General features: G+C 71.6%; 29 protein-coding genes. 23 read left to right on the top strand and 6 right to left on the bottom strand.

Annotated features, from left to right (window positions below; translation table 11 throughout):
* From O3W51_RS32965 to O3W51_RS32900, 14 genes are all read left to right on the top strand, one after another.
* Nucleotides 1-461: hypothetical protein (locus O3W51_RS32965; RefSeq protein WP_269288034.1), on the top strand; the 461-nt coding region annotated here is incomplete at its 5' end.
* A gap of 106 nt (nt 462-567) precedes the next feature.
* Nucleotides 568-1,317, top strand: coding sequence for a hypothetical protein (locus O3W51_RS32960; protein WP_269288033.1), 750 nt, complete (start codon nt 568-570; stop codon nt 1,315-1,317).
* A 266-nt stretch (nt 1,318-1,583) separates the two neighbouring features.
* The gene (locus tag O3W51_RS32955) at nt 1,584-2,012 is read left to right on the top strand and encodes an RRQRL motif-containing zinc-binding protein (protein WP_269288031.1); all 429 of its coding nucleotides are present in this window, start codon (nt 1,584-1,586) and stop codon (nt 2,010-2,012) included.
* 18 nt (nt 2,013-2,030) lie between these two features.
* Nucleotides 2,031-2,276 (top strand): hypothetical protein, encoded by a 246-nt coding sequence (locus O3W51_RS32950; protein ID WP_269288030.1) that lies wholly within the window; start codon nt 2,031-2,033, stop codon nt 2,274-2,276.
* Complete coding sequence (locus O3W51_RS32945; RefSeq protein WP_269288029.1) at nt 2,273-2,461, top strand: hypothetical protein; 189 nt, start codon at nt 2,273-2,275, stop codon at nt 2,459-2,461. The genes O3W51_RS32950 and O3W51_RS32945 overlap by 4 nt, the downstream gene beginning before the upstream one ends.
* Nucleotides 2,462-2,586: 125 nt before the next feature.
* Nucleotides 2,587-3,204 (top strand): hypothetical protein, encoded by a 618-nt coding sequence (locus tag O3W51_RS32940; protein ID WP_269288028.1) that lies wholly within the window; start codon nt 2,587-2,589, stop codon nt 3,202-3,204.
* Nucleotides 3,201-3,554 carry a hypothetical protein gene (locus O3W51_RS32935; RefSeq protein ID WP_269288026.1) on the top strand — a complete coding sequence of 118 codons (354 nt, stop codon included), beginning with the start codon at nt 3,201-3,203 and terminating at the stop codon, nt 3,552-3,554. Before O3W51_RS32940 ends, O3W51_RS32935 begins: the two co-directional genes overlap by 4 nt.
* Entirely contained in the window at nt 3,551-4,552 is a 1,002-nt protein-coding gene (locus tag O3W51_RS32930; RefSeq protein WP_269288025.1) for an ATP-binding protein, read from the top strand. Before O3W51_RS32935 ends, O3W51_RS32930 begins: the two co-directional genes overlap by 4 nt.
* 228 nt (nt 4,553-4,780) lie before the next feature.
* Entirely contained in the window at nt 4,781-5,551 is a 771-nt protein-coding gene (locus O3W51_RS32925) for a hypothetical protein (protein WP_269288024.1), read from the top strand.
* A 93-nt stretch (nt 5,552-5,644) separates the two neighbouring features.
* Nucleotides 5,645-5,929, top strand: coding sequence for a hypothetical protein (locus tag O3W51_RS32920; RefSeq protein ID WP_269288023.1), 285 nt, complete (start codon nt 5,645-5,647; stop codon nt 5,927-5,929).
* An 88-nt stretch (nt 5,930-6,017) separates the two neighbouring features.
* Nucleotides 6,018-6,278 (top strand): hypothetical protein, encoded by a 261-nt coding sequence (locus tag O3W51_RS32915; RefSeq protein ID WP_269288022.1) that lies wholly within the window; start codon nt 6,018-6,020, stop codon nt 6,276-6,278.
* Entirely contained in the window at nt 6,278-6,763 is a 486-nt protein-coding gene (locus O3W51_RS32910) for a hypothetical protein (RefSeq protein ID WP_269288021.1), read from the top strand. The genes O3W51_RS32915 and O3W51_RS32910 overlap by 1 nt, the downstream gene beginning before the upstream one ends.
* Nucleotides 6,760-6,942, top strand: coding sequence for a hypothetical protein (locus tag O3W51_RS32905; RefSeq protein ID WP_269288020.1), 183 nt, complete (start codon nt 6,760-6,762; stop codon nt 6,940-6,942). The genes O3W51_RS32910 and O3W51_RS32905 overlap by 4 nt, the downstream gene beginning before the upstream one ends.
* A 93-nt stretch (nt 6,943-7,035) precedes the next feature.
* Complete coding sequence (locus O3W51_RS32900; RefSeq protein WP_269288018.1) at nt 7,036-7,281, top strand: hypothetical protein; 246 nt, start codon at nt 7,036-7,038, stop codon at nt 7,279-7,281.
* Between the two features lie 101 nt (nt 7,282-7,382).
* On the opposite strand, the gene O3W51_RS32895 is transcribed toward O3W51_RS32900, so the two are convergent.
* From O3W51_RS32895 to O3W51_RS32885, 3 genes are all read right to left on the bottom strand, one after another.
* Nucleotides 7,383-8,291 (bottom strand): ParA family protein, encoded by a 909-nt coding sequence (locus tag O3W51_RS32895; protein ID WP_269288017.1) that lies wholly within the window; start codon nt 8,289-8,291, stop codon nt 7,383-7,385.
* A gap of 43 nt (nt 8,292-8,334) precedes the next feature.
* Nucleotides 8,335-9,816 (bottom strand): ParB/RepB/Spo0J family partition protein, encoded by a 1,482-nt coding sequence (locus O3W51_RS32890; protein ID WP_269288016.1) that lies wholly within the window; start codon nt 9,814-9,816, stop codon nt 8,335-8,337.
* A gap of 112 nt (nt 9,817-9,928) precedes the next feature.
* Nucleotides 9,929-10,219, bottom strand: coding sequence for a hypothetical protein (locus O3W51_RS32885; protein ID WP_269288015.1), 291 nt, complete (start codon nt 10,217-10,219; stop codon nt 9,929-9,931).
* Nucleotides 10,220-10,582: 363 nt separating this feature from the next.
* Here O3W51_RS32885 and mobF point away from each other — a divergent pair, with 363 nt between their 5' ends.
* Nucleotides 10,583-12,469, top strand: coding sequence for a MobF family relaxase (gene mobF / locus O3W51_RS32880; RefSeq protein WP_269288014.1), 1,887 nt, complete (start codon nt 10,583-10,585; stop codon nt 12,467-12,469).
* Between the two features lie 136 nt (nt 12,470-12,605).
* Entirely contained in the window at nt 12,606-12,803 is a 198-nt protein-coding gene (locus O3W51_RS32875; RefSeq protein WP_269288012.1) for a hypothetical protein, read from the top strand.
* A gap of 1,088 nt (nt 12,804-13,891) precedes the next feature.
* On the opposite strand, the gene O3W51_RS32870 is transcribed toward O3W51_RS32875, so the two are convergent.
* Entirely contained in the window at nt 13,892-14,320 is a 429-nt protein-coding gene (locus O3W51_RS32870) for a hypothetical protein (protein ID WP_269288010.1), read from the bottom strand.
* A 702-nt stretch (nt 14,321-15,022) separates the two neighbouring features.
* On the opposite strand from O3W51_RS32870, the gene O3W51_RS32865 reads away from it, so the two are divergent.
* The 3 genes from O3W51_RS32865 (at nt 15,023) to O3W51_RS32855 (ending at nt 17,029) form a co-directional block, all read left to right on the top strand.
* A complete protein-coding gene (locus O3W51_RS32865; RefSeq protein ID WP_269288008.1) occupies nt 15,023-16,435 on the top strand; it encodes a replication-relaxation family protein in 1,413 nt (470 codons plus the stop codon).
* A 114-nt stretch (nt 16,436-16,549) separates the two neighbouring features.
* Entirely contained in the window at nt 16,550-16,852 is a 303-nt protein-coding gene (locus O3W51_RS32860) for a hypothetical protein (protein WP_269288007.1), read from the top strand.
* A gap of 36 nt (nt 16,853-16,888) precedes the next feature.
* Nucleotides 16,889-17,029 (top strand): hypothetical protein, encoded by a 141-nt coding sequence (locus O3W51_RS32855; protein WP_269288006.1) that lies wholly within the window; start codon nt 16,889-16,891, stop codon nt 17,027-17,029.
* A gap of 121 nt (nt 17,030-17,150) precedes the next feature.
* On the opposite strand, the gene O3W51_RS32850 is transcribed toward O3W51_RS32855, so the two are convergent.
* Complete coding sequence (locus O3W51_RS32850) at nt 17,151-17,432, bottom strand: hypothetical protein (RefSeq protein ID WP_269288005.1); 282 nt, start codon at nt 17,430-17,432, stop codon at nt 17,151-17,153.
* A 369-nt stretch (nt 17,433-17,801) separates the two neighbouring features.
* Here O3W51_RS32850 and O3W51_RS32845 point away from each other — a divergent pair, with 369 nt between their 5' ends.
* The 4 genes from O3W51_RS32845 (at nt 17,802) to O3W51_RS32830 (ending at nt 22,667) form a co-directional block, all read left to right on the top strand.
* On the top strand, nt 17,802-19,064 hold the full coding sequence (locus O3W51_RS32845; RefSeq protein ID WP_269288003.1) for an ATP-binding protein: 1,263 nt from the start codon (nt 17,802-17,804) through the stop codon (nt 19,062-19,064).
* Nucleotides 19,065-19,213: 149 nt separating this feature from the next.
* Nucleotides 19,214-20,809, top strand: coding sequence for a Mu transposase C-terminal domain-containing protein (locus O3W51_RS32840; protein WP_381589070.1), 1,596 nt, complete (start codon nt 19,214-19,216; stop codon nt 20,807-20,809).
* Nucleotides 20,806-21,549 (top strand): ATP-binding protein, encoded by a 744-nt coding sequence (locus O3W51_RS32835; protein WP_138359389.1) that lies wholly within the window; start codon nt 20,806-20,808, stop codon nt 21,547-21,549. Before O3W51_RS32840 ends, O3W51_RS32835 begins: the two co-directional genes overlap by 4 nt.
* Nucleotides 21,546-22,667, top strand: coding sequence for a hypothetical protein (locus O3W51_RS32830; protein ID WP_232486114.1), 1,122 nt, complete (start codon nt 21,546-21,548; stop codon nt 22,665-22,667). The genes O3W51_RS32835 and O3W51_RS32830 overlap by 4 nt, the downstream gene beginning before the upstream one ends.
* Nucleotides 22,668-22,724: 57 nt before the next feature.
* Here the strand turns inward: O3W51_RS32830 and tpg are convergent, their stop codons facing one another.
* Entirely contained in the window at nt 22,725-23,279 is a 555-nt protein-coding gene (tpg, locus tag O3W51_RS32825; RefSeq protein WP_138359391.1) for a telomere-protecting terminal protein Tpg, read from the bottom strand.
* Nucleotides 23,280-23,581 lie beyond the last annotated feature (302 nt).

The raw sequence follows: 23,581 nt of genomic DNA, 5'->3' as shown, positions 1-23,581 counted from the left end.
TTCCCACCGATGAGGCGTACATGGCGCGCGTCTACGACCTGGTGCGCAGGGAGGAAGCCCTCAACTACCTCCGGGCGCAGTACCAGCAGGGCGCCCTCGCCCCGGCCCCGACCTACGCGCAGGTCATGGCCCCGGCCCCAGCGCCCGCACTCCCGCCCGCCGTCCCGGCCGCGCCGCAGCACACGGTGCCGGCCTTCGTGTGGAAGTACAGCGCCCTCGCCCTCTCCACCGGCGGCGGGATCGCGCTCGCCGGAGTCGGCATCGGAGCCGCGGCCCCGACCCTCGCCCAGCTCCCCGCCATCCTCACCGCGACCGGCCAGGCCGTGATGAGCCTGGCCGGGCTTTTCGTGCTGGTCTGCCTCGCCCTCGCCGTACGCGGAGCCTCGCGCGGCAGCGGCGGGAGCGGCACCACGGTCAACATCCGCAAGGCGGTCTTCCGGCGCAACAAGTTCCACGGATGAGCCGGGCCGCCTGCCTCGCCCCCGCCTCGCCCACCCGGGCGCCGGGGACGGGGCAGGCCGCCCGGCCCGCACCACCCACCCCGCCTCTACAAGGAGCAGCATCACCTTGGCACCCAACGACCCCACCCCGACCGCCGACAACGACCGCCCGACGACGAAGCCGAAGCCGAAGCAGGCCCGGTTCGCCGAAATCCGCGCCTGGTGGACCGAGGCGTGGGACGAGGGCGGCACCCTCCACGAGATGTGGGAGGACGTGCGGCGCGCACCCGACGCCGGATGGCACGGCATGGCCAACTGGATCAAGGCCCTCGCCGCCATCGCCGCGTTCTCGTTCGTCGTCCTGCTCTTCAACGGCGCCACCGAGGTCCTGCTGGACACCGCGCACCGCATCCTCACCGCCGTGCCGCACGCCCAGGTCGGCAACAACACCTCCACCGGTGTGTGGGCCACGATCGACAACCCGGTCCGCTCCTATATCGCCGCCCACTCCGTGGGCCTGCCGATCAGCGCCTCCACCGTCTACACGCTGTGGCAGTTCACCGGCCTGTTCTCCCTGATCGCCGGATTCGTCACCCGCAGCAACGGGGTGCGGCTCACCTGGTCGTGCTGGGGGTTCGCGGGCATTGCGATGGTCTGGACGACCACTCCGGACGCCTCGCGCACCGTCGCCACCGCCATCGCCGTCCTCGCCTGGACGATCGCTTCGGCTTTCGCGATGCGCGGGCTGAACCTGCGCCCCCGCGTGTTCGCGAACGTCACCACCGGTGCCCCGCAGATCACCGTCCAGCCCCAGATCCACATCCCCGCCCAGCCCGACGGCGGCACCCCGGACAACATCCGCCAGCTCAACCGCTGATCCGGTCGCTCCGCCTGGCCACCGGCACCGCCGCCCACACCCGGGCGGCCGGCTGCCGGTGACCGGACAGGCCGACCGGCCTACACGCTCAACCCGCGCCCGCCGCCCCGAACTCGAGGCGGCGGGCGCATCCACGTCACCGACACGGAAGGGTTCATCGTGCTCATCCCCCGGCCCCGCCGCAGGATCGGCCGCCCGCGGCCCACCACCCCCGGCCCCCGCTACCCGCTGCCCCAGCGCCGGCTTCCCGGGTCCTGGAGCAGGTGATGGCCGACCAGGACCAGGACCTGGTCGACGTCGACCTGAACGACCCCGACGACGGCTCGATACCGGTCTTCCGGTGGAGGCAGGCCGGACGCACGGAGCTCGCGACCCGCCGCCAGCTGCGCGACATGGGGCTGCGCCCCGGCGGCCACGAGCCCGTCGCCCGGATCGAATGCCGCCGTGGCACGCGCTTCGCGTGGCTGTACCGGATCGACCTGGCGAAGCCGAAGATCCCGATGACCTTCGCGAAGGAAGTCGCGCTCGACAAGGCGATGGCCGCGCGCCAAACCTGCCCCGGCCCCTGCGGCCGACGCTATTTCCACTGCCTTCCTCTCAAGACCCTGGGGTCCTGTTTGGAGTGCTTCGACGGCACGCCCGCCGACCCTTCCGCCTACTCCGCTCCCCCCGCCAAGCACCTGCTTGCCGCCTGAACCGAGAGGACCACCGCCATGAGCACCGCCATTCGCGCCTCCGCCTTCACCGAGCCCGAGCGCCCCAAGAACCTCCAGATCCGGTTCATCACCATCGGCGGCAGCTACGTCGACGTCACCGGCCTCGGAGAGCACTTCAAGAACAACTGGAAGTGCCACGGCTGCAAGGACACCTCCCGGTTCCCGGAGGAGGACTACCTGTTCAGCATCCGCGAGAAGGCCAACGCCCACGCCGCCGCCTGCCGCGCCATCCCGCTGACGTGAGCGCCCGCGACAACGAGGTCCTGGTCCTCGCCTGCGAGGACGACCCCCGCGCCGAAGGCCGCGTCGGCTACGTCCTGGACGAAGTCCCGCCCGGCGAACTCACCGACTTCCGCTGGACCGTGGCCGGGCTCGGACTCTTCATCGGCAACGTCCTGTGCGACGACGACGAACTCGAATGGCTCTGACCACCGCCCCCGACCGGAGCCCGGCCGGGGGCGAAGGCACCACGGGGCGACCGCAGCATCGGCAAAGAGGCCGGCCGCCCCGAACACTCCTGCACCCCGAATCCGAGATGAGGAGCACACCCAGCATGACCGATCGCCTCCGCACCATCGAGGGCCTCGCCCTGGCCGCCGCCCTGATCGCCGTCTTCGACGGAGTCCACAGTTTCGGGGACCAGTTCGTGCAGAACTCGCACGACGCTTCGACCAAGGGCATGCACGGCTCCCACCTGGTCTACAAGAGCGACGGCTCTCCGGTAGAGGAGAACCCGTGGCGGCACGGCAAGGAGGGCCGCACCTGCTCCGCCAGCGCGTACGGGCGCCGCTCGGTGAGCCGACACGTCGCCAGCTATTCCGCCGTGCAGCTCACTTCGGCGCTCGCACTCACCCGCACCGTCGGCTACCGCGTCCCCGCGGCCGCGCTCCTGACCGGCGCCGCGATCAATGCGATCACCCACGGAATCCTGGACCGGCGAGACCCGCTCCTGTGGCTTGCCGAGAAGGCGGGCAAGAGCGGCTACATCAAGCACGCCACGGTCGTACGCAAGCAGGGCGGCGAGGGCACCGCGTACCCCGAGCCCGTGCAGGACGCCTCCGGTCCCGGCACGGCGCTGATGGAGCTGGACCAGTCGGCCCACCGCGTGATTGGCGTAGCCGCCGCCCTGGTCACCACTTGGATCACCCTGCGGAAGGGACACCGCCGGTGACCCCCGCCGCCCGCACCCGGTTGGAGCGCGTGCGCGCTTCGGCGGGGATCGTGAAGCTCGCCGTCCAGCAGATCGAGGACGAACTGGGCGGACCGATCGACGCCGAGCTCCTCGCCGGGACGATGCGCGAGTTGTTCGACGAAGCCTTCCCGCAGGACGGCGTCTTCGGCTCACTCAGCCAGCTCCTGACGATGGCCTCCCGCGCCGCCGCTCTCACCCCGCTGGACGGCGAGGACTCCGAGTCCGCCGCCTGCGCGATCGAAGAGGCCGCGGCCTTCGTCGCCGACTCCGCCGGGATGCGCCTGCACCTGGCCACCTCCACCCTCCACCCGCAAGGAGAACGCGCATGAAGACGACCTTCACCGGCACGATGCAGCCGCTCGACACGACCATCCCCGACCCGGCGCTCATCGTGATGATCGGGGCATCAGGCAGCGGGAAGAGCACCCTCGCCAGTACCTGGCCCGACACGCAGGTCCTGGAGCTCGACATCTTCCGGGCGATGGTCTCGGACTGCGCCGGCGACCAGTCGGCCACTCCGGCCGCCGCCGCCCTCCTGCACACCGCACTGGAGGCCCGCCTCGCCCGCAGGCTCACCACGGTCATCAGCGCGACGAACACCGAGGCCCACATCCGCAAGGGCCTGTTGGACGTCGCCCGCGCCCACGGCATGCCCACCGTCGCACTACTCGTATCCACCCCGGCCGACGTGTGCGTCAAGCGGCAGGCCGATCGCGACCCGGCCCGCGCGGTGCCCGAGGACGTCGTACGCCGCCAGCACGCCGAAGCCGTCACCGCCTTCTCCGGCCTGCGCGGTGAGGGCTTCGACCACGTCGTGTTCGCCGACAACATCCACCGCCTGGAGCCGCTGCTGAAGCGAGCCAGCGACACCCGCCGCCGCGAGTTCGGCTGGGACGGCGGCGATGGCCTGGGCGCGCTGCTCCTGGTCCGCCGCGTCTTCGGCGCGGACGTGCTTCCGCTGTGGCAGTGGCGCGACAACTCGCCGCTCGCCGGGGGTGACCGCGTCGGCGAGATCCGCCTCGGGCAGGACCGCCTGGTCCTTGCCCTGCGTACCGACGTCGACGGCGAGGGCGACGTCGGATTCGATCTGCTCGTGTGCTGCCCGTACGACGACGACTGCGACGCCCCGGCGTGGCAGGCCGTCCACTCGGTCACCGACCTGCTGGCCGCGCACACCCGCACCACCGGACCGCACCCGGACGCCGTCTGCACCGTCCACGGCGGCCCCGACGACGTCGACCAAGAGGCCGACGACCACGACCAGGACGACGACCCCGAGGGCCGCGCGGACCTGGAAGAGCAGTTCGCGGCCGCGGTCCGCGAGTGAGCCGCGCCGCCGACGGTCCGCACCCGCACCCGCTCACCCCGGCCGACCTTGTGGCCGGGGATGAGTGGGCGCACGGGTGCCCGGACTGTCACCTCCCGATCCAGGGCGGAAGCGCCGGCCTCGCCGCGCACCGCCGCACTGTCCACACCAGCGCGGGCGACCCGCGCCGCCAGATCAACATCCAGTTATGAGCGGCCCGGCCGCTCCCACCCCTTCTCGGAGGCCCGCATGGCCCGCAAGCCCGTCACCTGGTACATCGCCACCCCCGCCGACGGCATCATCGAGATGTCCCGCGAGGCCGGGACGCCGGTGAACCTCGCCGCCAACGTCGGTCAGGTCGTCGACCACCCCAAGCCCTGCACCAACCTGTGGTTCGACGAGAGCCGCTTCTCGTACTTCCGCATGGTCAAGCGCGTCGGCGAGGCGCTGGAGGACACCGGCATCTGGCCCATCACCTGGCCCGTGCGGCTGTGGATCGTGGAGCCGCTGGGCGAGACCGGCAACTGGAGCCAGCGCTACTACCCCTACCGGCTGCTCTCGCACCAGATCCGCGTCCTCGAGGAGACCGACGCCCACCGCGCGCTCGGGCCCGCCGGCTGCGACGTCCTGAACGTCATCCAGCAGGAGATCCCCGAGCGGGCCGCGCGCTGGGCTGCGGACTGGGACGCCGACCCTGAGGGCATGCGCGACCGGAAGTGGGACTGGGAGCAGTGCGGCGGCCCCACCTGCGGCAGCGGCCGGTGGGCGGACTCCCTCGCCATGGCGGTCTCGCACAACCGCCGCGAGTCGGCCGCACAGACCTGGATCGAGCAGCTCGCGCGCAACGCCGTCGACCAGGCCCTCGCCGACACCGACGCCAGCATGATGGCGCGCTGCTACGCCTACGGCCGCGCCACCGGCTGCGCGGTAGCCGCCCAGCACCAGGCCCGCTTCGAGCCGTACGTCCTGGACGCGCTCCGCGGGATCGGCCTCGACTCCCCCGCCGCCGTCGCTGCCTGACGGGCTCTCCGTGCCGCCCCGGCCTCCCGCACCACGGAGGCCGGGGCGGCCGCGGTGGCCCCTCAAGCACCCCACGGAGAGGAGACGGGCATCATGCCGAACCACAAGTTCTTCGAGGTGGATGTCCCGATACACGACGCCGCCAACCCGGATCTGCGGGGGCTGCACGTTTTCACCGGCGAGGCGGACTCCCCCACCGCGGCCCTGCGCCGCGCCCACGAGGTGTACGACGCCGCGCTCGCCGCGCATGCGGCCGGACGCGAGATCCCCGACAAGCAGCCGGACAGCTGGGGAGCGCGCGGGCTGCGGCCCGGCTGGGCGCTGGAGTGGCCCGCCGCGAAGGCCAGCCTCTGGCGCAGCCCCGTCAGCACGCTGTAGCTCCGCCCCGGGACGGCCGCCAAGGCCGGAAAACCAGTCGACCGCCCCGGGTCACCCATCCCGTACAAGACGAGAGGGAGATCCAAGTATGAACCCCGTCACGCGCGTTGCGACCCCGATCGGACAGCGCGCCCTGGCCCCCGTCATGAGCAACACCCCGCTGCACGACGTCGACCAGCGCGCCTACCCCGAGCCGCCCGCCTCGCCGCTCTGGCACAGGAACGGCCCCAAAGCCCAACCGCTCACGGCCGCCCAGCAGCGGCACAACCGGGAGCTCCTGGTCCTCGCACAGCGCACCCCCCGACCACGCTCCCCCCGCACCACCGACACCCTGGCGGAGGCCAGCTGATGAACTCCCAGACGCATCTCGCCATCAACGGCTACGTCGACGCCATCCCGGCCCCCGGCACTCACTGGGGCACCGCCACGTTCGACCTGATCCACTGCCCCGCCGACGCGGACCGGATCGCCCCCGACGCACCCGACACCGTGTACGCCTGCACCACGGGAGACCCCCGCATCACCGACGTGCTGCTGCGCGAGATCCAGCCCGGCGACCTGCTGCGCATCACCGGAACCGTCCTCCAGCCCGACGACCCGGAGGCCACGCCCCGATTCACCGTCGACGCCCTGGAGGTCCTCGAGGCCGCACCGCTCCCCGTGCTGTACGACCTGGTCCTGGAGCGCTGGGGCAACTACGTGGCCGTGTTCGACGCGGACCGCGACACCGTGCCGGTCTTCACCGTGGACGGAACGTGGGTCGGCGAAGCCGCCAGCCCCGACGCGATCGGCGACCTGATCGACGCCTCGGAGAAGGGCGGCGACTCGCGATGACGACCGCCACCCCCGAGCAGCGCACCGTCCTGGAGCGATTCCCCGCCAGCCACCCCCGCGGCTCCTGGCCCGCCGACGAATACGCCGCCGTCCAGCGCGACCAGGGCGTGAACGCCCGGGTCGTCATGGACCTCGACACGGACCAGTTCCTCGTGGTCACCGGCCGCACGCCCCAGTAGGACCCGAACCGCTCACCCTCAAGCGGCCCGGGGTGGCCGCTGGCCATGAGCCCGGCCGCCCCGGCGCCACCCTCCACACAGAACGGAACCGCGATGCTCACGCAACTCTGGATCGGTACCTACCACGGCGCTCACGACGGGGACCGAGTCGTCGTCACCACGACCCGCGACGACACACAGCCGCTCCCCTACAGCCTGGACTGCACCTGCGGTCTCTCCCAGCGCTACACGGACCCGGTCCGCCTGGACCGCGTCGCCTGGCGCCACACCCACCCCACCCACTGGGACCGCTGGAAGCAGAAGATCGCGGGTCTCCGCCGCCCCACGCCGATCGCCTGACCCGCGCCAACAAGAAGGCCCGTACCCCCGCGAAGCGTCGCAGGGGGTACGGGCCTTCTTGCGTTTCAGGGACCGCGCAGAGTTAGTTTCACGCGTGAAAGTCAGCGGTGCGGGAACCCCAGTGCCGTTGCGACCTTCGCGTAATCCTGTGACGGCCGCGAGTTCGGCGAAAGGAGCGGCACCGCGCACTCGTTGCGGTAGATCTTCGTGGCGACACCCGACCAGTGCACCGGCGGAAGCAGTATGTCGCCGTACTCCTCCTTGAGCTCGTTGAACGTCTCCCAGTGCTCCTCGGTCCCGAACGAGGCTGTGGGAGCGGCGCAGGCCATCACGTACTTCATCTGCGGCCGGATACCGCGCCGCTGGTACATGCGACGCTCGCTGATCTCCTTGAGCTTCTTCTCCAGCCGGACTAGCGCGTCGGCTTCCTTGTACGTGCACAGCACCGGCGGGATGACAGCGCCCTCGGTCTCGTCATCCAGGAGCACGAGAGCGGTGACCGTCAGACGGCCGTAGGTGGCCGGCGGGTCGATGAGGACCACGTCGACGTCGAACTCCTCCGCCAAGTCGTCCAGGCCGTCCTTGAGCCAGAAGACGTTGCCATCTTCGGCGTTGAGAATCCGCTCAGCGTCGTCGATGTCCGGGTGATCGAGATCGCCAGGCGCGATCCAGACGTTCGGGATCTCGGTGAACGAGTCGTCGCCGTCGCCGTCCGGGTCAGTGCGGTACCGGGCCTGGACGATGATGTCTTTGAGCTGCGCCTTGTCCGCCATCACGTCGGTGAGGCTCTTCTGCCCCGGCTTGAACACGCGACGGCCCAGCACTCGGGTGGCGTTGCACTGCGGGTCCAGGTCGATGACGAGGACGCGGTAGCCGCGCAGGCCCAACTGCACGGCGAGCGCCGTGGTGGTGGACGTCTTAGCCGTACCGCCGGCCTTGAGAGCGAAGATGAACACCTTGTAGGCGCGCCTGACGTTCTGCGCCCTGGTCTTCGCGAGTGTGCTGGTCATCTGGTCTCCGTGGAGGCTGGGCCGTCCTGTCGGGGGCGGGCGGTCACTGTTTCCCGCGTGAAAGTAGCTCCACCTGCTGCTGCTCCCACTCGCTGAGCTGGTACGACGCGCGGCTGGTGGCGAGAAACTGAACGTGTGCGACGTCGCGAGCGTCCCATGCCCGGTCCGGCTGAGCGGCGCGCAATTCATCGGCGGCGAGGCCGACGGCAAAGGCGGCGCGGTGCATCAGACCGGAATCCTCAGACGCGGCGACGACCGCGAAGTAGTCATTGGGGCGCTTCTTGCTGGACGGCCCCTTCTTGAGCTCCACCAGCCATCCATGGGCCTTGACCGCAGCCTGCTTCCACTCGTTCGGGTTGAGTACCACGGTGACGAGCCGGACGTTCGACTCCGCCGCCTTCGCGTACCGGTCCTCAGCGAGCAGCAGCCGGCACGCCAGATCCCTCTGGTCCGCTGCAGCCTTGCGGAGCACCTCGGGATCGGCAGCCGGGGTCGCCGGAGCCTCAAGCGCTGATCCTTCGGCCGCCTCGATGACCGCGACGGCGGCCGGTGCGGCAGCTGTCTCGCCGCCTCCGCTGGGGGGCGTTACCGGCTTGGGTGTCTCACCGGAAGGGGCCTGGGCCTCCCCGGCCTGGGGGCCGCTCTCCTCCCGCGGCTCCGGCACGGCCACCGGTGCAGCGGGCGACTTTCCCGCGTGAAACTGCTGCTGCCCCTTCAGGGCCAGCCGGTTCTTGGCCGCCTCCACGGACAGCTTCTCGTCCCGCATCAACTCCCATCCGCGCAGCTGGAGAGCATGTGCCTCCTCGGACTCCTTTTTCCCGTGGGCGTCCTTGAGCAGCGAGAGCGAGTAGCCGGCGCGCATCGACAGGTCACCGGAGTGAATCGCCTGCTGGACCTCTTCAGGGAGCTTGAGGAGCGCGAGGTACTTCGACACCGTCCCTGCGGTGTATCCGGCCCGCTCGACGACCTCGTCGAAGCTGAGGGTTCGGTCCTCGTCTTCGTGGACGCGCTGGCGCAGCAGGTCGATCGCCAGGGCCTGCTCGATCGGGGACAGACCGGAGCGGCTGTTGTTCTCGGAGACCAGCTCTTCCTCGACGCGGCGGTCCCGTGCGAGGCCATCGCGGAGAACCGCAGGCATGACGCGCCCGGTCGCGAGCGCAGCGGCGTGCCGCCGGTGGCCGGGCCCGAGGATGAAGGTCCGTTCGGGGTGCTTCACCCTGGACGACCACTGCGGGTAGCACTCCATGAAGACCTTGGTGTGCATCACGATGCCCGGCGTGTGGACGCCGCGCTCGCCGACGTCCGCGATCATCGTGTCCATGTCGCGCAGCTCAAGCCGCATGTTCATCGGGTTGGGCGAGATGGTCTCCGGGTCGAGCTCAAGGAGCTCACCGTCTTCGGGAGGCAGAGCGTGGATGTCCTGGCTGCCTGTGAGGCCAGCCTTCTCGCGGTCGGCTCGCAGAGTGCCGCTACCGCCGCCCTCGCCCTTCTTCTTGCGCTTCGGCCGAGGCAGCGGCGTCGTCATCGTGTCCTCCGAGATGGTGCAACCTGTCGGACCGAACCCTAGCGGGCAGGCGCCCGCCTCTCAGCCGGACCGGATTGGTTTCACGCGTGAAAGTAGCTGGGAGACCTCGGACTCAGGGGCCGGTGAGGATGTCGTGCCCGCCGATACGGCGCCAGATGACGTGGGGTGCGCCGGGGACTATCTCCGCCCCGTAGCACCAGGTGGCCCGGCCGTTGCCGTCCCAGGTGAGCTCGAAGACCCCGGGCGCGCTGCGGACGCCCTTCACGCGGAGGCCGGCGCGGAAGCGCCCGGTGTGCAGGTCGTCGACGAATGCCGCCACCGTCCGACGGAATCGGTGGCGCTGGTCGGGGGTGAGGCGGTCCAGGTCGGCGGTGAAGCGCGATGTGGTCTCGTAGGTGGGCACGACGGAGTCCTCCAGGCAGCACGAAGCCCCCGGGGTTGCCGGGGGCGGTGGGTGGCTTGCTCGTGGTGAAGGGGGTCGGTGACGTGGTGCTGGGTGGTGCGTCCGTGGTCGGTCGGTGGGGGAGCGGTACGTAGGAATGCGTTTGTCGACGGTGGAGTCGTCTGCTGGCGTTCTTCGGGGCGTGTGAGGCGCGTGGGGCTGGTCGTCGCGCAGCATTTGCCTGGCCTCGGGCGGTGTTCGCCTGGCGGGCAGGACGTCCCTGCGGATGCCCGCCAGGCGGGATCGGCGGTGAACTTCCGGCGAACTTGCCCGCCTCACGGGATCGGACTGTTTTTGCAGTTCAGAGCCGTGTTCGCTGCCGGGATGCTCAGTGTTGCGAAGGTCCAAAGACGAAACGCTTGGCGCTACTACGTGCGCGGGGTTGCCTTCGGGGACGGCCGCCGTCCGGTCGGTCAGTCCCTGAAGGGCGCCCTGGAGAAGGCCGGGCTCCCGCCCGGGGTGTGGATGGGGCGCGGGCTGGCCGCGCTCGGGCTGACCGCCGGGCAGACGGTGACCGAGCGGCAGATGGAGCTCGTCTTCGGGCAGGGCCGGCACCCGGACGCCGACCGGATCGAGCGCGAGCTCCTGGACGACGGCGCCGACCCGGAGACGGCCCGGCTGGCGACCGTCCTGGGGCAGCCGGTCGAAGAGATCGAGCGGCGCAAGCTCACCCCGCTGTTCGCGCTGGACTTCGTGTTCCGGCCGCAGGCGTCCCTGATCGTGCTGTGGGCGCTGGGTGACGACCACACCCGGCGGGTCATCGAGCGGGCGCACGAGCGGGCCATCGACACCGTGCTGCGGTGGCTGGAGGATGAGGTCGCACAGACCCGGTGGTCGTCGGGTCGTCAGCGTGCGAAGGCGCCGGCCCTGGTGGTCGCGAAGTGGCGCCACTTCGACAACCGGGACGGATTTCCCCTACTCCACGATCACTGTCTGCTCCTCAACCGGGCGCAGCGCCCGGACGGCTCCTGGTACGCGCTGGACACGGTCCGTCTCTACCAGCACATCGTTGCCGCCGGGACGCTGTACACCCTGGAGATGACGACCGAGGTGTGCGAGGAGCTCGGGCTGGCGACCGTGCCCCGGGAGGTGACGCCGGGCCTGCGCCCGGTGATGGAGGTAGCCGGGGTGGACCAGGACCTCATCGGCTGGTCGTCCACCCGCCGCGAGCAGATCGACCAGGCGCTGGTGGGCATCACCGACCGGTACGTGGAGAAGCACGGGCGGCTGCCCGACGAACGCGCCCGCAACGGCCTGGGGTGGTGGGCGGCGCAGGACACCCGCCGGGAGAAGAAGACCCCCAAGCCGCTGGAGCAGCTGCGCGCGTGGTGGCGTGCGTCCGCGATCCTGCGCTTCGGCAAGGCGATGGTCGACGGACTGCTGGAGCGGTGCCGCGCGGCCGGTGCGGTCATCAGGGAGCGGGTGGGCCCGGTGGTGGACACCGCGCTCGCCGCCGTCGACGTCGCCGCGGTCGTCTTCACCGTGCGCCGCACCTTTGCCCGTCGCCACGTCCTGGCCGAAGCCCGCCGGCACCTGCTGGAGACGCTGCGCGGCCGCGGGTTCACGCGGGGCCTGGACGACTACATCGCGAACGCGGCCCTGTCCCGCCACTCCCGTCAGCTCACCGTGCCGCAGGAAGGCCGCCGGACTCCGGCAGCGGACCAGCTCACCTACACCGCCGACTTCGCCTGGCCCCACCGGTGGTGGATCGCCGGGACCGGCGGCAAGCCGCGGGAGTCGTCCCGCTACGAACGGGCCCGGGTCGCCAGCCTCGCCCTGCAGAACGCGATCCGCGACGCCCGCATCCTCTCCGGCCAGTGGGACGAAGCGCCGGCCGCGACCGCGTCGGCCGCCGCGCACGCCGACGACCACAACCACGACCAGGCGGCGCCGCACGGCGTCGACCACCCGGACCGGGCCGCCGCGCTCACTCCGGCGCAGCGGGCCGCAGCCGTCCAAGCCCATCAGCTGGCCGCGATGCCCGAGGTGTATCTGGAGGGCCGCACGACCGATCCGGGGACATGGCTGCGCACACCGGAGAACCTGGACCGGCTCGCCGCCCTGACTCGCGCGACCGATGCCCGCCGCCGCGCCATCGAGGAGCGGGAGCCCCCGGCTTCGCCCGCGGCTCCGGCCGACGGCCGCCGCCAGGAGCACGAGCAGCAGCACCAGCAGCCCGGCCCCGGCCAAGGCCAAGGACCCCGGCCTTGACGGCCGGGACCGCCCGGCGGGACGCAGGGCGAAGTCGCCGCGCCAAACCCCGGGACGCGACCGGGCGCCCCGGCTCCGGAGACGTCAGGGCACGGCGAGAGTGCGGGGGACCGACCCCTTGAACGAGGAGGAACACATGGTTGACCTGATCCTGGTGCAGCTCTCACCGGAACAGCTGGAGCGCCTGGAGCGACTCGCCGACATGAGCCGGCGGCGCGCCGTGCGGTCCCGGTCGCGGAAGTCGTTGTCGCCCCTGCGCCGCTCACGGCAGTACCCGGGGGGTCGGCCGAACCCGTGGCGTGCCGCACGATTGCGCCGCCGCTACTCCTGGTGAGTGGACTCGGAGAGTGGAGCCCATCGTGCTGCGCCACCCAGTGGGAGTGGACTCCACCGTGGCGCGCACCGGGGTGGGAGTGGAGCCCACCGCGATGTCCACCGGGTGGGAGTGGGCTCCACTCCGGTGAGCACTGGCCGGCGGGGAGCGGACCACCGGGCATCCGGTGCGTGCGCCCGATGTCGACGATGTACGGCATCGGACGCACCGTGCGCGTGATGCCGATGTCGTGCACTCCCAGAGACCGCACCGGTGCGGTCGCCGACGATGTCGTGCACTCCCGCCCGGCGCACCGTGCGCTCCGGCCACCGCACCGTGCGCGCGCGGAAGAAGGACGGTGCGGGTGGCCGGTCCGGCCGCGCGCGCACCGATCCCTCGCGCGGCGGCCCGGCGCACCGCCCCGCGCGAGCAGGTGGGCCCAGGAGTAGAGCACCCGCGAGGGCCGCTCAGCTCCGGTCCGGCGATCAGCGGACGGGCCCGGAACAGGCCCGCTATCAGTGACGTCAGTCACAGACAACTCGCGCATTCTCCACGGACCGACAGAAAGCGAGCCGCTCCGTCAGACGGCGGACAAGGGGGGCTGTGATATAGGAGCCCGGCCCGATTCAACTCTCTCGCGAGTCGGCACCGTGCTCCGCCTGGAGAGCCCGGGAGGTCCGCCCCGGCTGGATGCGCGCGCGCCATTTCGCACCGCCCGCGCTGCCTGCACCGCACCACCGCACCGACGGTGCGGTGGCCGACCGCACCACCGCACCGCGGCGCGCGCCGCGTACCGCGCCGACCGCACCATCGGCCCGGGAGTGGACACCATCGTGCGGAGTGCACCGCATCCGATGTCCGCCACCGCACTCGATGTCCGGACGATGCACCGCATCCGATGCGCGACATCGCGGTGAGAGTGCCCTGCATCGCCTCGGGAGTGCACGACATCGCGGTGGAGAGTGCACAGCATCCGATGTCCGGCATCGGGGCCGTGCCGGTGCATCGTCCCTTGACAGGGGTGGACAAGGGGCGGCATCCCGCCGGAACGAGACGGCGCCCGGGGGAGGAGAAATCTCCGTCCCCGGGCGCCGCCCCGGCCCCCGCGCTCAGGACGCCACGGCCGCCGGCCACCGGGCGGCGTCGCCGCGGACGTCGGCGAGGAACTGGCTCACCTGGTCGACCTCCTGCATGACCTCGATCAGGAACCCGGCCGCGATCCACGCGGTGTGCGCGCCGCCACCAGCCAGGCACCACCGCTTGAGGTACCGGCTCGCCACCGTCACCAGCTGCCGCAGCGCGTACGCGGACTCGCAGTCGGCGTGCTCCTCGGGCACGGCGGTGAGGTAGTCGGCCAGCAGCAGCGCGCCGAACTCGCCGATCAGCCGGGCCAGCTCGGGGCCGTCGGCGTGGAACGCCGCGAGCGTGGCCTTGTCCCCCTCGCTGCCCTGCTCCTGCCAGACCAGCTCCACGTAGTCGGCGGCCCTCTGGATCTGCTCCGGGGCGAGCTGGGGCATCTTCGGCGACGTCGTCTCCATGACGAATCCCTTCCTGACGGGCCGTGCGCCTGCTGCGCCCGGCCTGTTGCCCAACCTTCGGAGCCTGGGCCTGTGGACAGAGGACGGCGAGCTCCGTCCAATGGCCGGGCGGTGTGGCGTCGGCCACGGGCAAATCGGTTGCGCAAGCCTCAACCAGTCGAAAGCGGACGCCGGTCGGGTGGAGCGTCAGACGGCGGACAAGGGGTGATCGAGCAGGGTGGAATCCGTCCCGCACGCGAGACAGATGCGCGTGGGACGGATGAACGCTGCCGACCCCGGCCCGGCCGGGAGGAACGAGGTCCTCGTGCCCGCACCCGCCCCTGTGCTGTCCCCGGCCGTCCCTTCCCGCAGCGGTGCCGACAGGGCAGGATGGAGCTCTGCACGCCGCGAGCGCGCCGCCCCGTGGGAGGCGCCCGCGACCGGCCCGCAGAGGTGGGCAAGCCCCGGTGAGCTCCTGCCGCCGCCGCTTGCGTTCCTACTGCCGAACCCACTTCCGTGCCCGACGTCTGACCGTTCGGCATTTCCCCTTGTCAGAGCCGGTTTTTGCGCCATACCCGGATTGTCACAACCCTCTTCTCTACTCCTGAACCTGAAAGGAAAGGCAGGGGAGGAGATCATCGGGTCCGGGGGGCCGCCGCCCGTGACGGCGCGGAACACGCTCCCGGTCGCTGTGCGGTCGCGGCTGCGGGGAGGGCGAGCTTGATGGCGGGGAAGAGGAAGACGAACGAGGCGGGATCGACCAACGACCTGCGCGGCGACGTGCTGTCCGTGCTCGGGGTGCTCAAGGTCGCGACCGCCGACCAGATACAGCGCCTCGCCTCGCCGCACCTGAGCTACCGGCACACGCTCAAGAAGACGCCGGCCACGCGGAAGGAAGCGCGGACCGCCTCCCATCGCGGGGCGGCGAACGATCTGCGGCGGCACGGCCTGCTCATCGACGGCGGCCGCACACGCAGCAACGAGGAAGTCCGGATCCTCACCGCGGCCGGGCTGGCCGCCGCCGGACTCGACCTGGACCGTGAGCCGGAGGAGATGGGCGGCATGCCCAAGAGCGCCGGCCGCTCCGGGGCTTCCCATCCGATGACGGTGAACGAGACGGTCATCGCGCTGATCCGCCCGGAGCCCGACCTCGACCTGGTCGTCGGGCAACCGGCCGAAGCGGTCGCCGCCGCACAGGCCGCCGTCGATGCCCCGGACGGGATCGGCACCCTCACCTCGTACGCCACCGAGGTCGCGCTCCCGGTGAAGGGCACCTGGAAGAACCCCGCGATCGGCAGCGCGCGGGCCGACGTCGTCGTGACCGCCCCCGGCGACGGGGTTCCGCTGCTGTTCATCGAGGTCGACAACTGCACCGAGGAAGCCGTCCTCATCGCCGCGAAGTTCGACAAGTACGCCCGGTTCTTCAAACGGCAGGAGAAGGACACCGACGGCAAAGAGAAGCCGATGTGGCGCACCCGCTGGTCCGCGCCCCCGTGGGAGGAGTACGAGCGGGTGCACCCGCCGGTCCTGCTCGTCTTCCATCAGGCCGGCAAGCGCTCCGCGGAAAATCAGATGGAAAGGGTCGCCGACCTGACCCGCTCTCACTGGCAGGGCCGGTGGTACGAGGAGCGCGGCTACCACTCGTACGACGGCTGCATCCCCATCGTGGCGACCACCCTGGAGCTGCTGCGCGAGCACGGCCCGGCCGGGCCCGCGTTCTGGCGCTACGGCCGCGACCGCGACCGCCTGGAGCCGCTGCGGGACGCGATCGGCAACCACCGCCGGGACACTTACCTCGCCCGCCGCCGCCAGGCCGCCAGAGAAGAGGAGCGGCGCCGCGAGGAAGAGCGAGCCGCAGAGCGGGAGGCGCGGCGGCCGACGTGCGCGGACTGCGGGGCGAAGTTCACCGACGACCGGTGGAGAGCAGTCGGGTACACCCACAACCCTGAGTCGCACAAGCACCTGTGCGAGGACTGCCAGAGCCGGGCCGTCGCAGCAGAGCAGCAGGCGAAAGCCGACGAACGTGAGCGCCAGGAGCAGGAGCAGGAGCAGCTTCGCCAGCAGGCGGAGGCCGCCCGGGAGGCGGCCGAAGCGGAGGCGAAGAAGAACCGCGGCCTGTTCGGCCGCCGCCGGTAGCCGGCCAGCGGCAGGAAGCGTTCCGCGCGGGACACTTCGAGGCATTCCGCTCCCAGGGGCTGCGTCCCCGGGAGCGGAGCCCGCGCTGTCGGTGGCGGCTGGGAGGCTGGTCGGATGAACGCCGATGACGAGCAGCTGCTGCGCGGCCGGGTGTACGGCCACGACCACGACGCCCCCAACCCGGGCCCGCTGCCGCACCAGACGTACGCCGTTCTCGTGGGTGGGCCGCTGGACGGACTGCTGCTCGACATCACGGGCTGGCGGCCGGAGGAGATCGAGGACGGCGTCGCCCTGATGACCGAGCTGGGGCGGTGGCCCGGCGGCCGGGCGCTGTACGACCCGCTCCCCGGCGAACCGCGCCCGCCGGGCGGCCCGGGTGTGGTGTGCCGCTTCCACTACTCCGGCGACACGCCCTGACCCACGCGGGTCAGCAGTCGCCGATGCAGCCAGCGCGTGCAGCACACCACGGGCCGGGCCCCGGCCCTCGCGCACCTTCGCCAGAACCAGCTCGAAGGCCGGCGCTCCCCGAGGACCTCGCGGACCGACGACTTCGGCGGCGCCGGCGGAAGCGGCTCGGTGGGGACCTGGCCGTAGTCGACGCCGTCGACCGACCGCACGTGCTCAGGCGGCCATTGCCTCGTACTGCTTCGCGCGATCTGCCCTGGGGCGAGCCGGGTCGATGGACGACGCGCAAGCGTGGGGCGGGAGCGACGCGCTACGACATGCTGCTGTAGTCCTGCGGCGCCTTGCGCAGGATCGCGACCATTTGTTCCTGGGTGAGCGAGCGGTGCACCGGAGCGGAACAGCTGGCGATCTTCTGGAACAGGACTTCGGCCGGGATCGGCGGAACGTTCGCGAAGAGCGGGTGGTGGTCTGCCCCGGCGCCCTCGCTGAACTCGCGGTGCAGGAGCCAGATGGCCTCGGCAAACATGGGGTAGTTGCTTTCGTGCTTGGCCCAGAGGCATTTCAGCGACTCGAAGCCGGTATCGCGCTTCACGAAGCCCCACCAGTACGACATCTCGACGGTCTTGTCCTCGAACTTGTCGTCGTGCTGGTACTGAGTCCAGTCGTTGAGGATCTCCCAGCTGCGATGTGCCGCTTTGGTGTCAGTGGGGTGGTGTCAGTGACGGCACGTCAGATGCTGGTCTTTGTGCTGGTAGCGGTGGGTGTGGTGGTTTGGTTCGCTGACGCGGGGCGGTACATGCGGTGGGTTTTGGTGTCATGGGGTGGTACACCGTGCCCTGCTCCGCTGTCATGGGAACGGCACTTCTGATCGTCCGGGGGGTGTGCGGCCTGCACCGTGGTCGGTGTCGGTGTCCGCGGGCGGGAGGGTTGGTTGGTGGGGGAGCGGGGCGGATGGGGTGAGGTGGCTGCCGGGTTAGGGGTGGCCAGGCCGGTGCTGGTGGCGCGGCTGCTGGAGCTGGACGCGGCCGGGGCGTTGACGTCGGCGCATGTGCGTGCGGGGGCCCAGGTCGGCGGGGTGAACGTGCGGACGGTATGGCGGTGGCTGGAGGCGGCGCGGACCGAGGGCCGTGTGGAGCGCAGGCCGCGGCCGCGCCTTGAGTTGTCCGATCGGGACTGGGAGGTGTTGGCACAGGCGGGCGGGAACGTGGCGGTACTGCACCGGCATCTCAAGGGCGCTGCGGACGGGTGTGAGGTGCCGTCGCTTGCCTCGCTGTACCGGGTGGTGCGCCGGGACGTGGAGGCCGGCCGGGTGCTGCCGGACCGGGCGTTGGTGAGGCGTGCCCGGGAGGAAGGGGACATGCGGCAGGCGCTGGCCGACCTCGCCCTGGCGGCGAGCGGTGGGAGCGCCGCACCGGATGGTGCTGCGCGCCGTCGGCCGAGGCCCGCGTCGCCGCCGGCCGCGGGCCGGGCGTCGGGGGAGGGCGGTGTGGTGGCGGGGGTGGTGCTGCCGGCCGGGGCCCGGCTGGTGCGGACGCCGCCGGTGCGGGCGGTGGCTGAGGCGATCGGGCAGGCGATGGCGGCCGAGGGCGCCGTGTGCGTGTTCGGCGACCCGGGCCGGGGCAAGACCGCGGCCGTGCGGATGGCGCTCGCCGAGCCGCCCGCGGGCTGGAAGGCGACGTGGGTGCCGGTACCGGTGCGCCCGTCGGTGGCCGGCATGAGACGGGCGGTGTTCGAAGCGTTGGGACTGCCGGGCCGGTTCCCGCACACCTCGGCGCTGGCGGATGCCGCGGTCGCGGAGGCGTTGGGACAGGCGCGGGTGCTGGTGCTCGACGAGGCGCAGCGACTGCCGGGACCGTGCCTGGAGTATGTGCAGAGCCTGTGGGACCACCCCGGCACACGGATCACCCTGGTGCTGTGCGGGGCGGGCAGTGAGCGGGCGCTGGCCCGACTGCCACAGTTGGCGTCCCGGGTCGGCGCATGGCAGGAGGTTCCGCGTCTGACCGGAGCGCAGGCGGCGACCGCGGTGACCGGTTTCCATCCGCTGTGGGGCACCGTGGCGGCCGCTGATCTGGCGTGGATCGACCGCTCATGCGCGCACGGCACGTTCCGCACGTGGGCCGCTTTGACCACGCATCTGCAGAACGCACTGCTCACCGTCGCCGATGCGGCCGTGGACCGGGCGTTGCTGCGGCGGCTGTTCCAGCGGATCGCGCCGCCACAGTGAGCGGACCGCTTCCACCACCGGTGGCGGCCGACGTGGCCCGAACCGTATCGCACGGGGGAGCGGGCGCGGGGGAGACCGGTGACGCCGCCCGTGCGACCACCGGCGGTGGACTGCCGGCGGCGTCGAGGACAGCGCTGCGGGGCCCGGCGGTGCGGCGGCTGCTTGCTCTGCGTGCTTCGGGCGCACTGACGGCCGGCCACGTGCGCGTGGCTGCGGACGCGCTGGGGGTGAGCGAGCGCACCGTGTGGCGGTGGTTGGCCGCTGCCGGGCGCGACGAGGCCGCGGCCGTTGAGCCGGGCGCCCGTGCCCAGTCGGGGGAGAGGTTCACTATCACGCCCGAGGTTCGTGGGCTGCTGGCCCTGTGGAAGGGGAACGTGGCTGCGGTCCACCGCGAGCTCACCGCACGGGCCGCCCGGCAGTCCCCGCCCGGTTGCGTGCCGTCGCTGACGACACTGCACCGGGCGCTCCAGCGGGATTTGGATCCGGGGGAGCGGGCCGGGCTTGCGGGTGGCGAGCGGGCGGCGCGTAAGCACGATGTGTTCCTGTCCCGGCCGCGGGGCTGGCGCAACCAGGTGTGGGAGACCGACCACGTCCAGGCCCCGTTGCTGGTCGATGTGGAGGGGACCGCGCGGCGGCCCTGGATCACGTGGTTCACCGACTGCGCGACGAACGCGATCACCGGGCTGGCGGTGAGCCCGGGGTATCCGTCGCGGGAATCGGTGCTGGCCGCCTTGCGCTCCGCGGTGCTGCGCGAGGACCCTTACGGTCCGTTCGGCGGGCGGCCGGAAAAGGTCCGCATGGACCGCGGCAAAGACTTCCTGTCCGCCATGGTGATGACTGCCCTCGACCTCCTGGACGTGGGCGTGGAGGACCTGCCCGCCTACACCCCGCACCTCAAGGGCACCGTCGAGGGCCTCAACCGGGCAGTGGAAAGCATGTTCCTGGCCGCGCTGCCCGGCTACGCCCGCCAGCCCCGCCCCGGCAAACGCCCCTCCCGGCCCAGGGACGAGATTCTGCTGGGCTTCGAGGAGTTCACCGCCCGGCTGCTGGAGTGGGTGCAGTGGTGGAACACCTCCCACCGGCCGGCGCCGTTGGGCGGGAAGACCCCGTTGGAGGCGTGGCAGGCCGATCCCACTCCACTGCGGGACGTGCCGGCCACCGATGTGTGGACTTTCACCCTGGAGGACGCCGGCACCCGCACACTCACCACGCGCGGGATCCGCTTCCGCACACGCGACTATGTCGCCGCGTGGATGACCGGCAAGACCGGCATCCGGGTCCAGGTGCGCTACATGCCCCACCACGACCACCGCATCGAGATCTTCGACCCCGTCACCGGCCGCTACCTCGGCCCCGCAGACCTGGCCGACCAGGCCACCGAGGAGCAGGTCAGCGCCGTACGCCGGGTGCGGGCCGCGCGCACCCGTCGTCTGAGGAAAGACCTCGAAGCATCCCAGCGCGAGCGCTACGCCGCCGCCACCGAACCCGGGCCGCCCCGGCGTCTGGGCACCCTCAGCGCCGCCGAGGCCAGTCGACAGCTCGCTCAGGCCACCGAGTCGGACCTGTCGCAGCTGGCGCTGCCTGATCTGATCCCGCCCGCTGCGCCGCCGCTCGACTGGCGGACCCCGCCATCTCTCGCCACCCGCGCCGCGCCGGGGCTGCCCGCGGCGACCACAACCGACCCCGATCCCGCCCCCGATGGTCCGCCCGCCCATCCGCCCCATCGCACCGGAGACGCCCCGTGACCGCGGCCACCTACCAGTACGTCGACCTGCCCGACGCCTCCGTGGTCACCACCCGCGCCCTGCTCACTGCCCGGGAGAACATCACCGACACCGTCGCCGCGCGGGCCATGATGTGCATCCACGGCGGTGCCGGCTTCGGCAAGACCCTTGCCGTCAACACCTGCCTGCGCGAACTCGAACCCGGCGAGGACGTCCGCAAGATCACCTTCCGGGCCCGGCCCACGGCCCGCGCGGTGCGCTACGAACTGTTCACCGCGCTCGATCTGGCCGGTGAACCACCGCGCCACCCGAGCGAGTTCGACCGGCTGCTGAAGACCGCGCTGGCCGAACGCCCCCGCACGTTCCTGGTGGACGAGGCGCAGTGGCTCAACGGGGAGGCGTTCGAATATTTCCGCTACCTGTGGGACGAACCCGCAACCCAGCTCGCGATCATCTTCGTCGGTGGTGCGGGCTGCCACACCGTGCTGCGTCGCGAGCCGATGCTGTCCTCCCGCGTCTTCATCTGGCAGCACTTCACCCGCCTCACCCCCGCCGAGGTCCTTGAGGTGATTCCGCTGTTCCACCCGGTCTGGGCCGACGCCGACCCCGACGACATCGCCTTCGCCGACCAGCACGCCGCGCACGGCAACTTCCGCGCGTGGGCGCAACTGACCGCCCATGCCCGTACCGCCCTGGCCCGCACGGGACGCTCCGTGGTGGATCAGGAACTGCTGCGCTGGGCCTTCAGCCGCCTCGCATGAACGCCACCCGCCGAGCCCCGCCGCCCGTCGCCCTGGTCATGGACCGGTACGACGACGTCGCCCACACTCACACCGCCCTGGCAGCCCACGATCCTGCCGTCGGCCGGATCACGCTGCACCCCGGACCGGGCACCACCAGCGACACCGCTCTCGCCCACGACCTCCTCGCAGCCCTGGGCAAACCGCCGTTACTGCCAGGCCGCTTCCCTGCAGGCCGACAGCCCGCGTGGGAGGCCGCCACCGCCTGGATCGCCGCCCTGCCTGCCGCCCGGCTCACCGTCCTGCGCGCCCACCGGCTCACCACACGCCGCCTCGATCGCCTCCTGCACCTACGCGACACCACCAGCATCCCCCTGACCCTGGTCTGCCACCGCCCCCACCTGACCATCGCGCTCCACCGGGCCCTGCACCCCGTGCCCCACACCGTCACCAGCGACCTGGATACCGCCCGCAGCCACTACTACGGCGGCACACCCGCAGCAACTGGCACCCAGCTCTCCGCGCAGACCCCGACCGCGTCTGCGGTCCGCTGGATGACCATCCCCGCCCTGGACCGCCTCGTCTCCTACGACAGCACCCAGTCCTGCACCGGCCCGTGCACGCCGGCACCGATCGACTGGCGCCACCGGCCGCCCCCACGCTCCCTCACCGAGGCAGCCGTACGCGAGATCACCCGCAGAATCCGCCAGGCAACCGCCCACCCCCGGCTGGCCGCCGCCCTTGCCACCACGCTGCTCACCCGCGCGTCGTTCCAGCAACTCCTCACCGTCCGCGCCGAAGACCTCGGCCCCGACGCGGCCACCCTCGCCTTCCACGACCCCGCCCGCTACACCGACGGCTGCGCCTCCCACCCGATCCCGGCATGGGCCCGCCCGTTCCTGAGCGCTGCGGCATCCTTCGCTGCTCTCACCGACAGCCAAGAGCTGCTGGCCCGCCAGGACGAACGCCCCCACATCCTGGCTCTGGCCGAGAACGCCAGACTGCGCCCACCCCAGCCCCCGCTCCCGCAGCCGACCGTCACCAGCGGCGTCATGTGGGACTGGGCGGAACGCGGGCAGGCCGAGCGCTACGAGACCCTGCTGTCCCGGCCCGGAAAGCCGTCCCGACCGCGCCGGTAGACCAATAGATCCGCACACAGCCTGCGGCGGACCCGACCTCCTCGACCACCGCCCCGGTCACCCGATGGTGAAGTCGGCGAACTCGACATCCGAGAAGGCCACCTGGAGCCCGTGGGCGCGCCCTCCTCCGTCACGGAAGTACGCATGCCCCAGCGAGCGGGCCAGGATGACCATCTGCTGCGCCTCGCCGGCACCGGCGTCCCGGGCGGCGAACAGCTCCCGCGCGACCGCGCCAGACAGCCGCTGGGTGATCAGCCGCCGACGCGGATCATCGGAGGAGCCGACTGCGGACGCGAACCCGAACCGCGCCCGGGTATGCAGACAGAAGCCGCGGGCCTCGGCATCCGCACGCAACCGCTCGCGAATCCGGGGCTGCCATCGCGCTCGGACGACATCCTCGATTACCTGCGCTTGCACAGGGCCCGGCTGGCGCCTCCCCGGGCCGGAGGTGACCCACCGCTGCACCGTACGCTGCGAGACCCCCAGAACAGGAGCCAGCCTCTTCGTGGATCCCTTCTCCGCTCTGAGCAGGAAGCCCAGGCGGGCACTGACACTGACTGGCAGTGGCCGGGTACGCAAGACCCGCTCTAATCCTTCGTCGATCTCGCCCAAGACCCCTCCCGATGCCCGTGTCGACTACCTACTGCTCCAGAGGTCCCACATTTCTGCTCCGCCCCGACCTGTTTCCGCGTACTCATGGCCGCGGTATCCGACTTCAGCTACCGCTGTGTGACTGCGCGCTTCAGTTGGCGAGTTGAGCATCTGCTGGGCCGGCCGCGCGGAGGCATGTCGGAGCCGGCTCGCCGCACGTCTACGCCTCAGAGCATCCGCTCGGCCGCCGCTGCCCGTGCTCGCAACGTGTCAGCCTCCTCGTGCTGCCCCTGAGCAGCCAGGATCCGGGCCCGGTACTCCAT

This window comes from Streptomyces sp. H39-C1, assembly GCF_027158125.1.
GTDB classification, from domain to species: domain Bacteria; phylum Actinomycetota; class Actinomycetes; order Streptomycetales; family Streptomycetaceae; genus Actinacidiphila; species Actinacidiphila fildesensis.
Note: the sequence above shows the minus strand (reverse complement) of the source record. Positions and strands in the feature narration are given on the sequence as shown.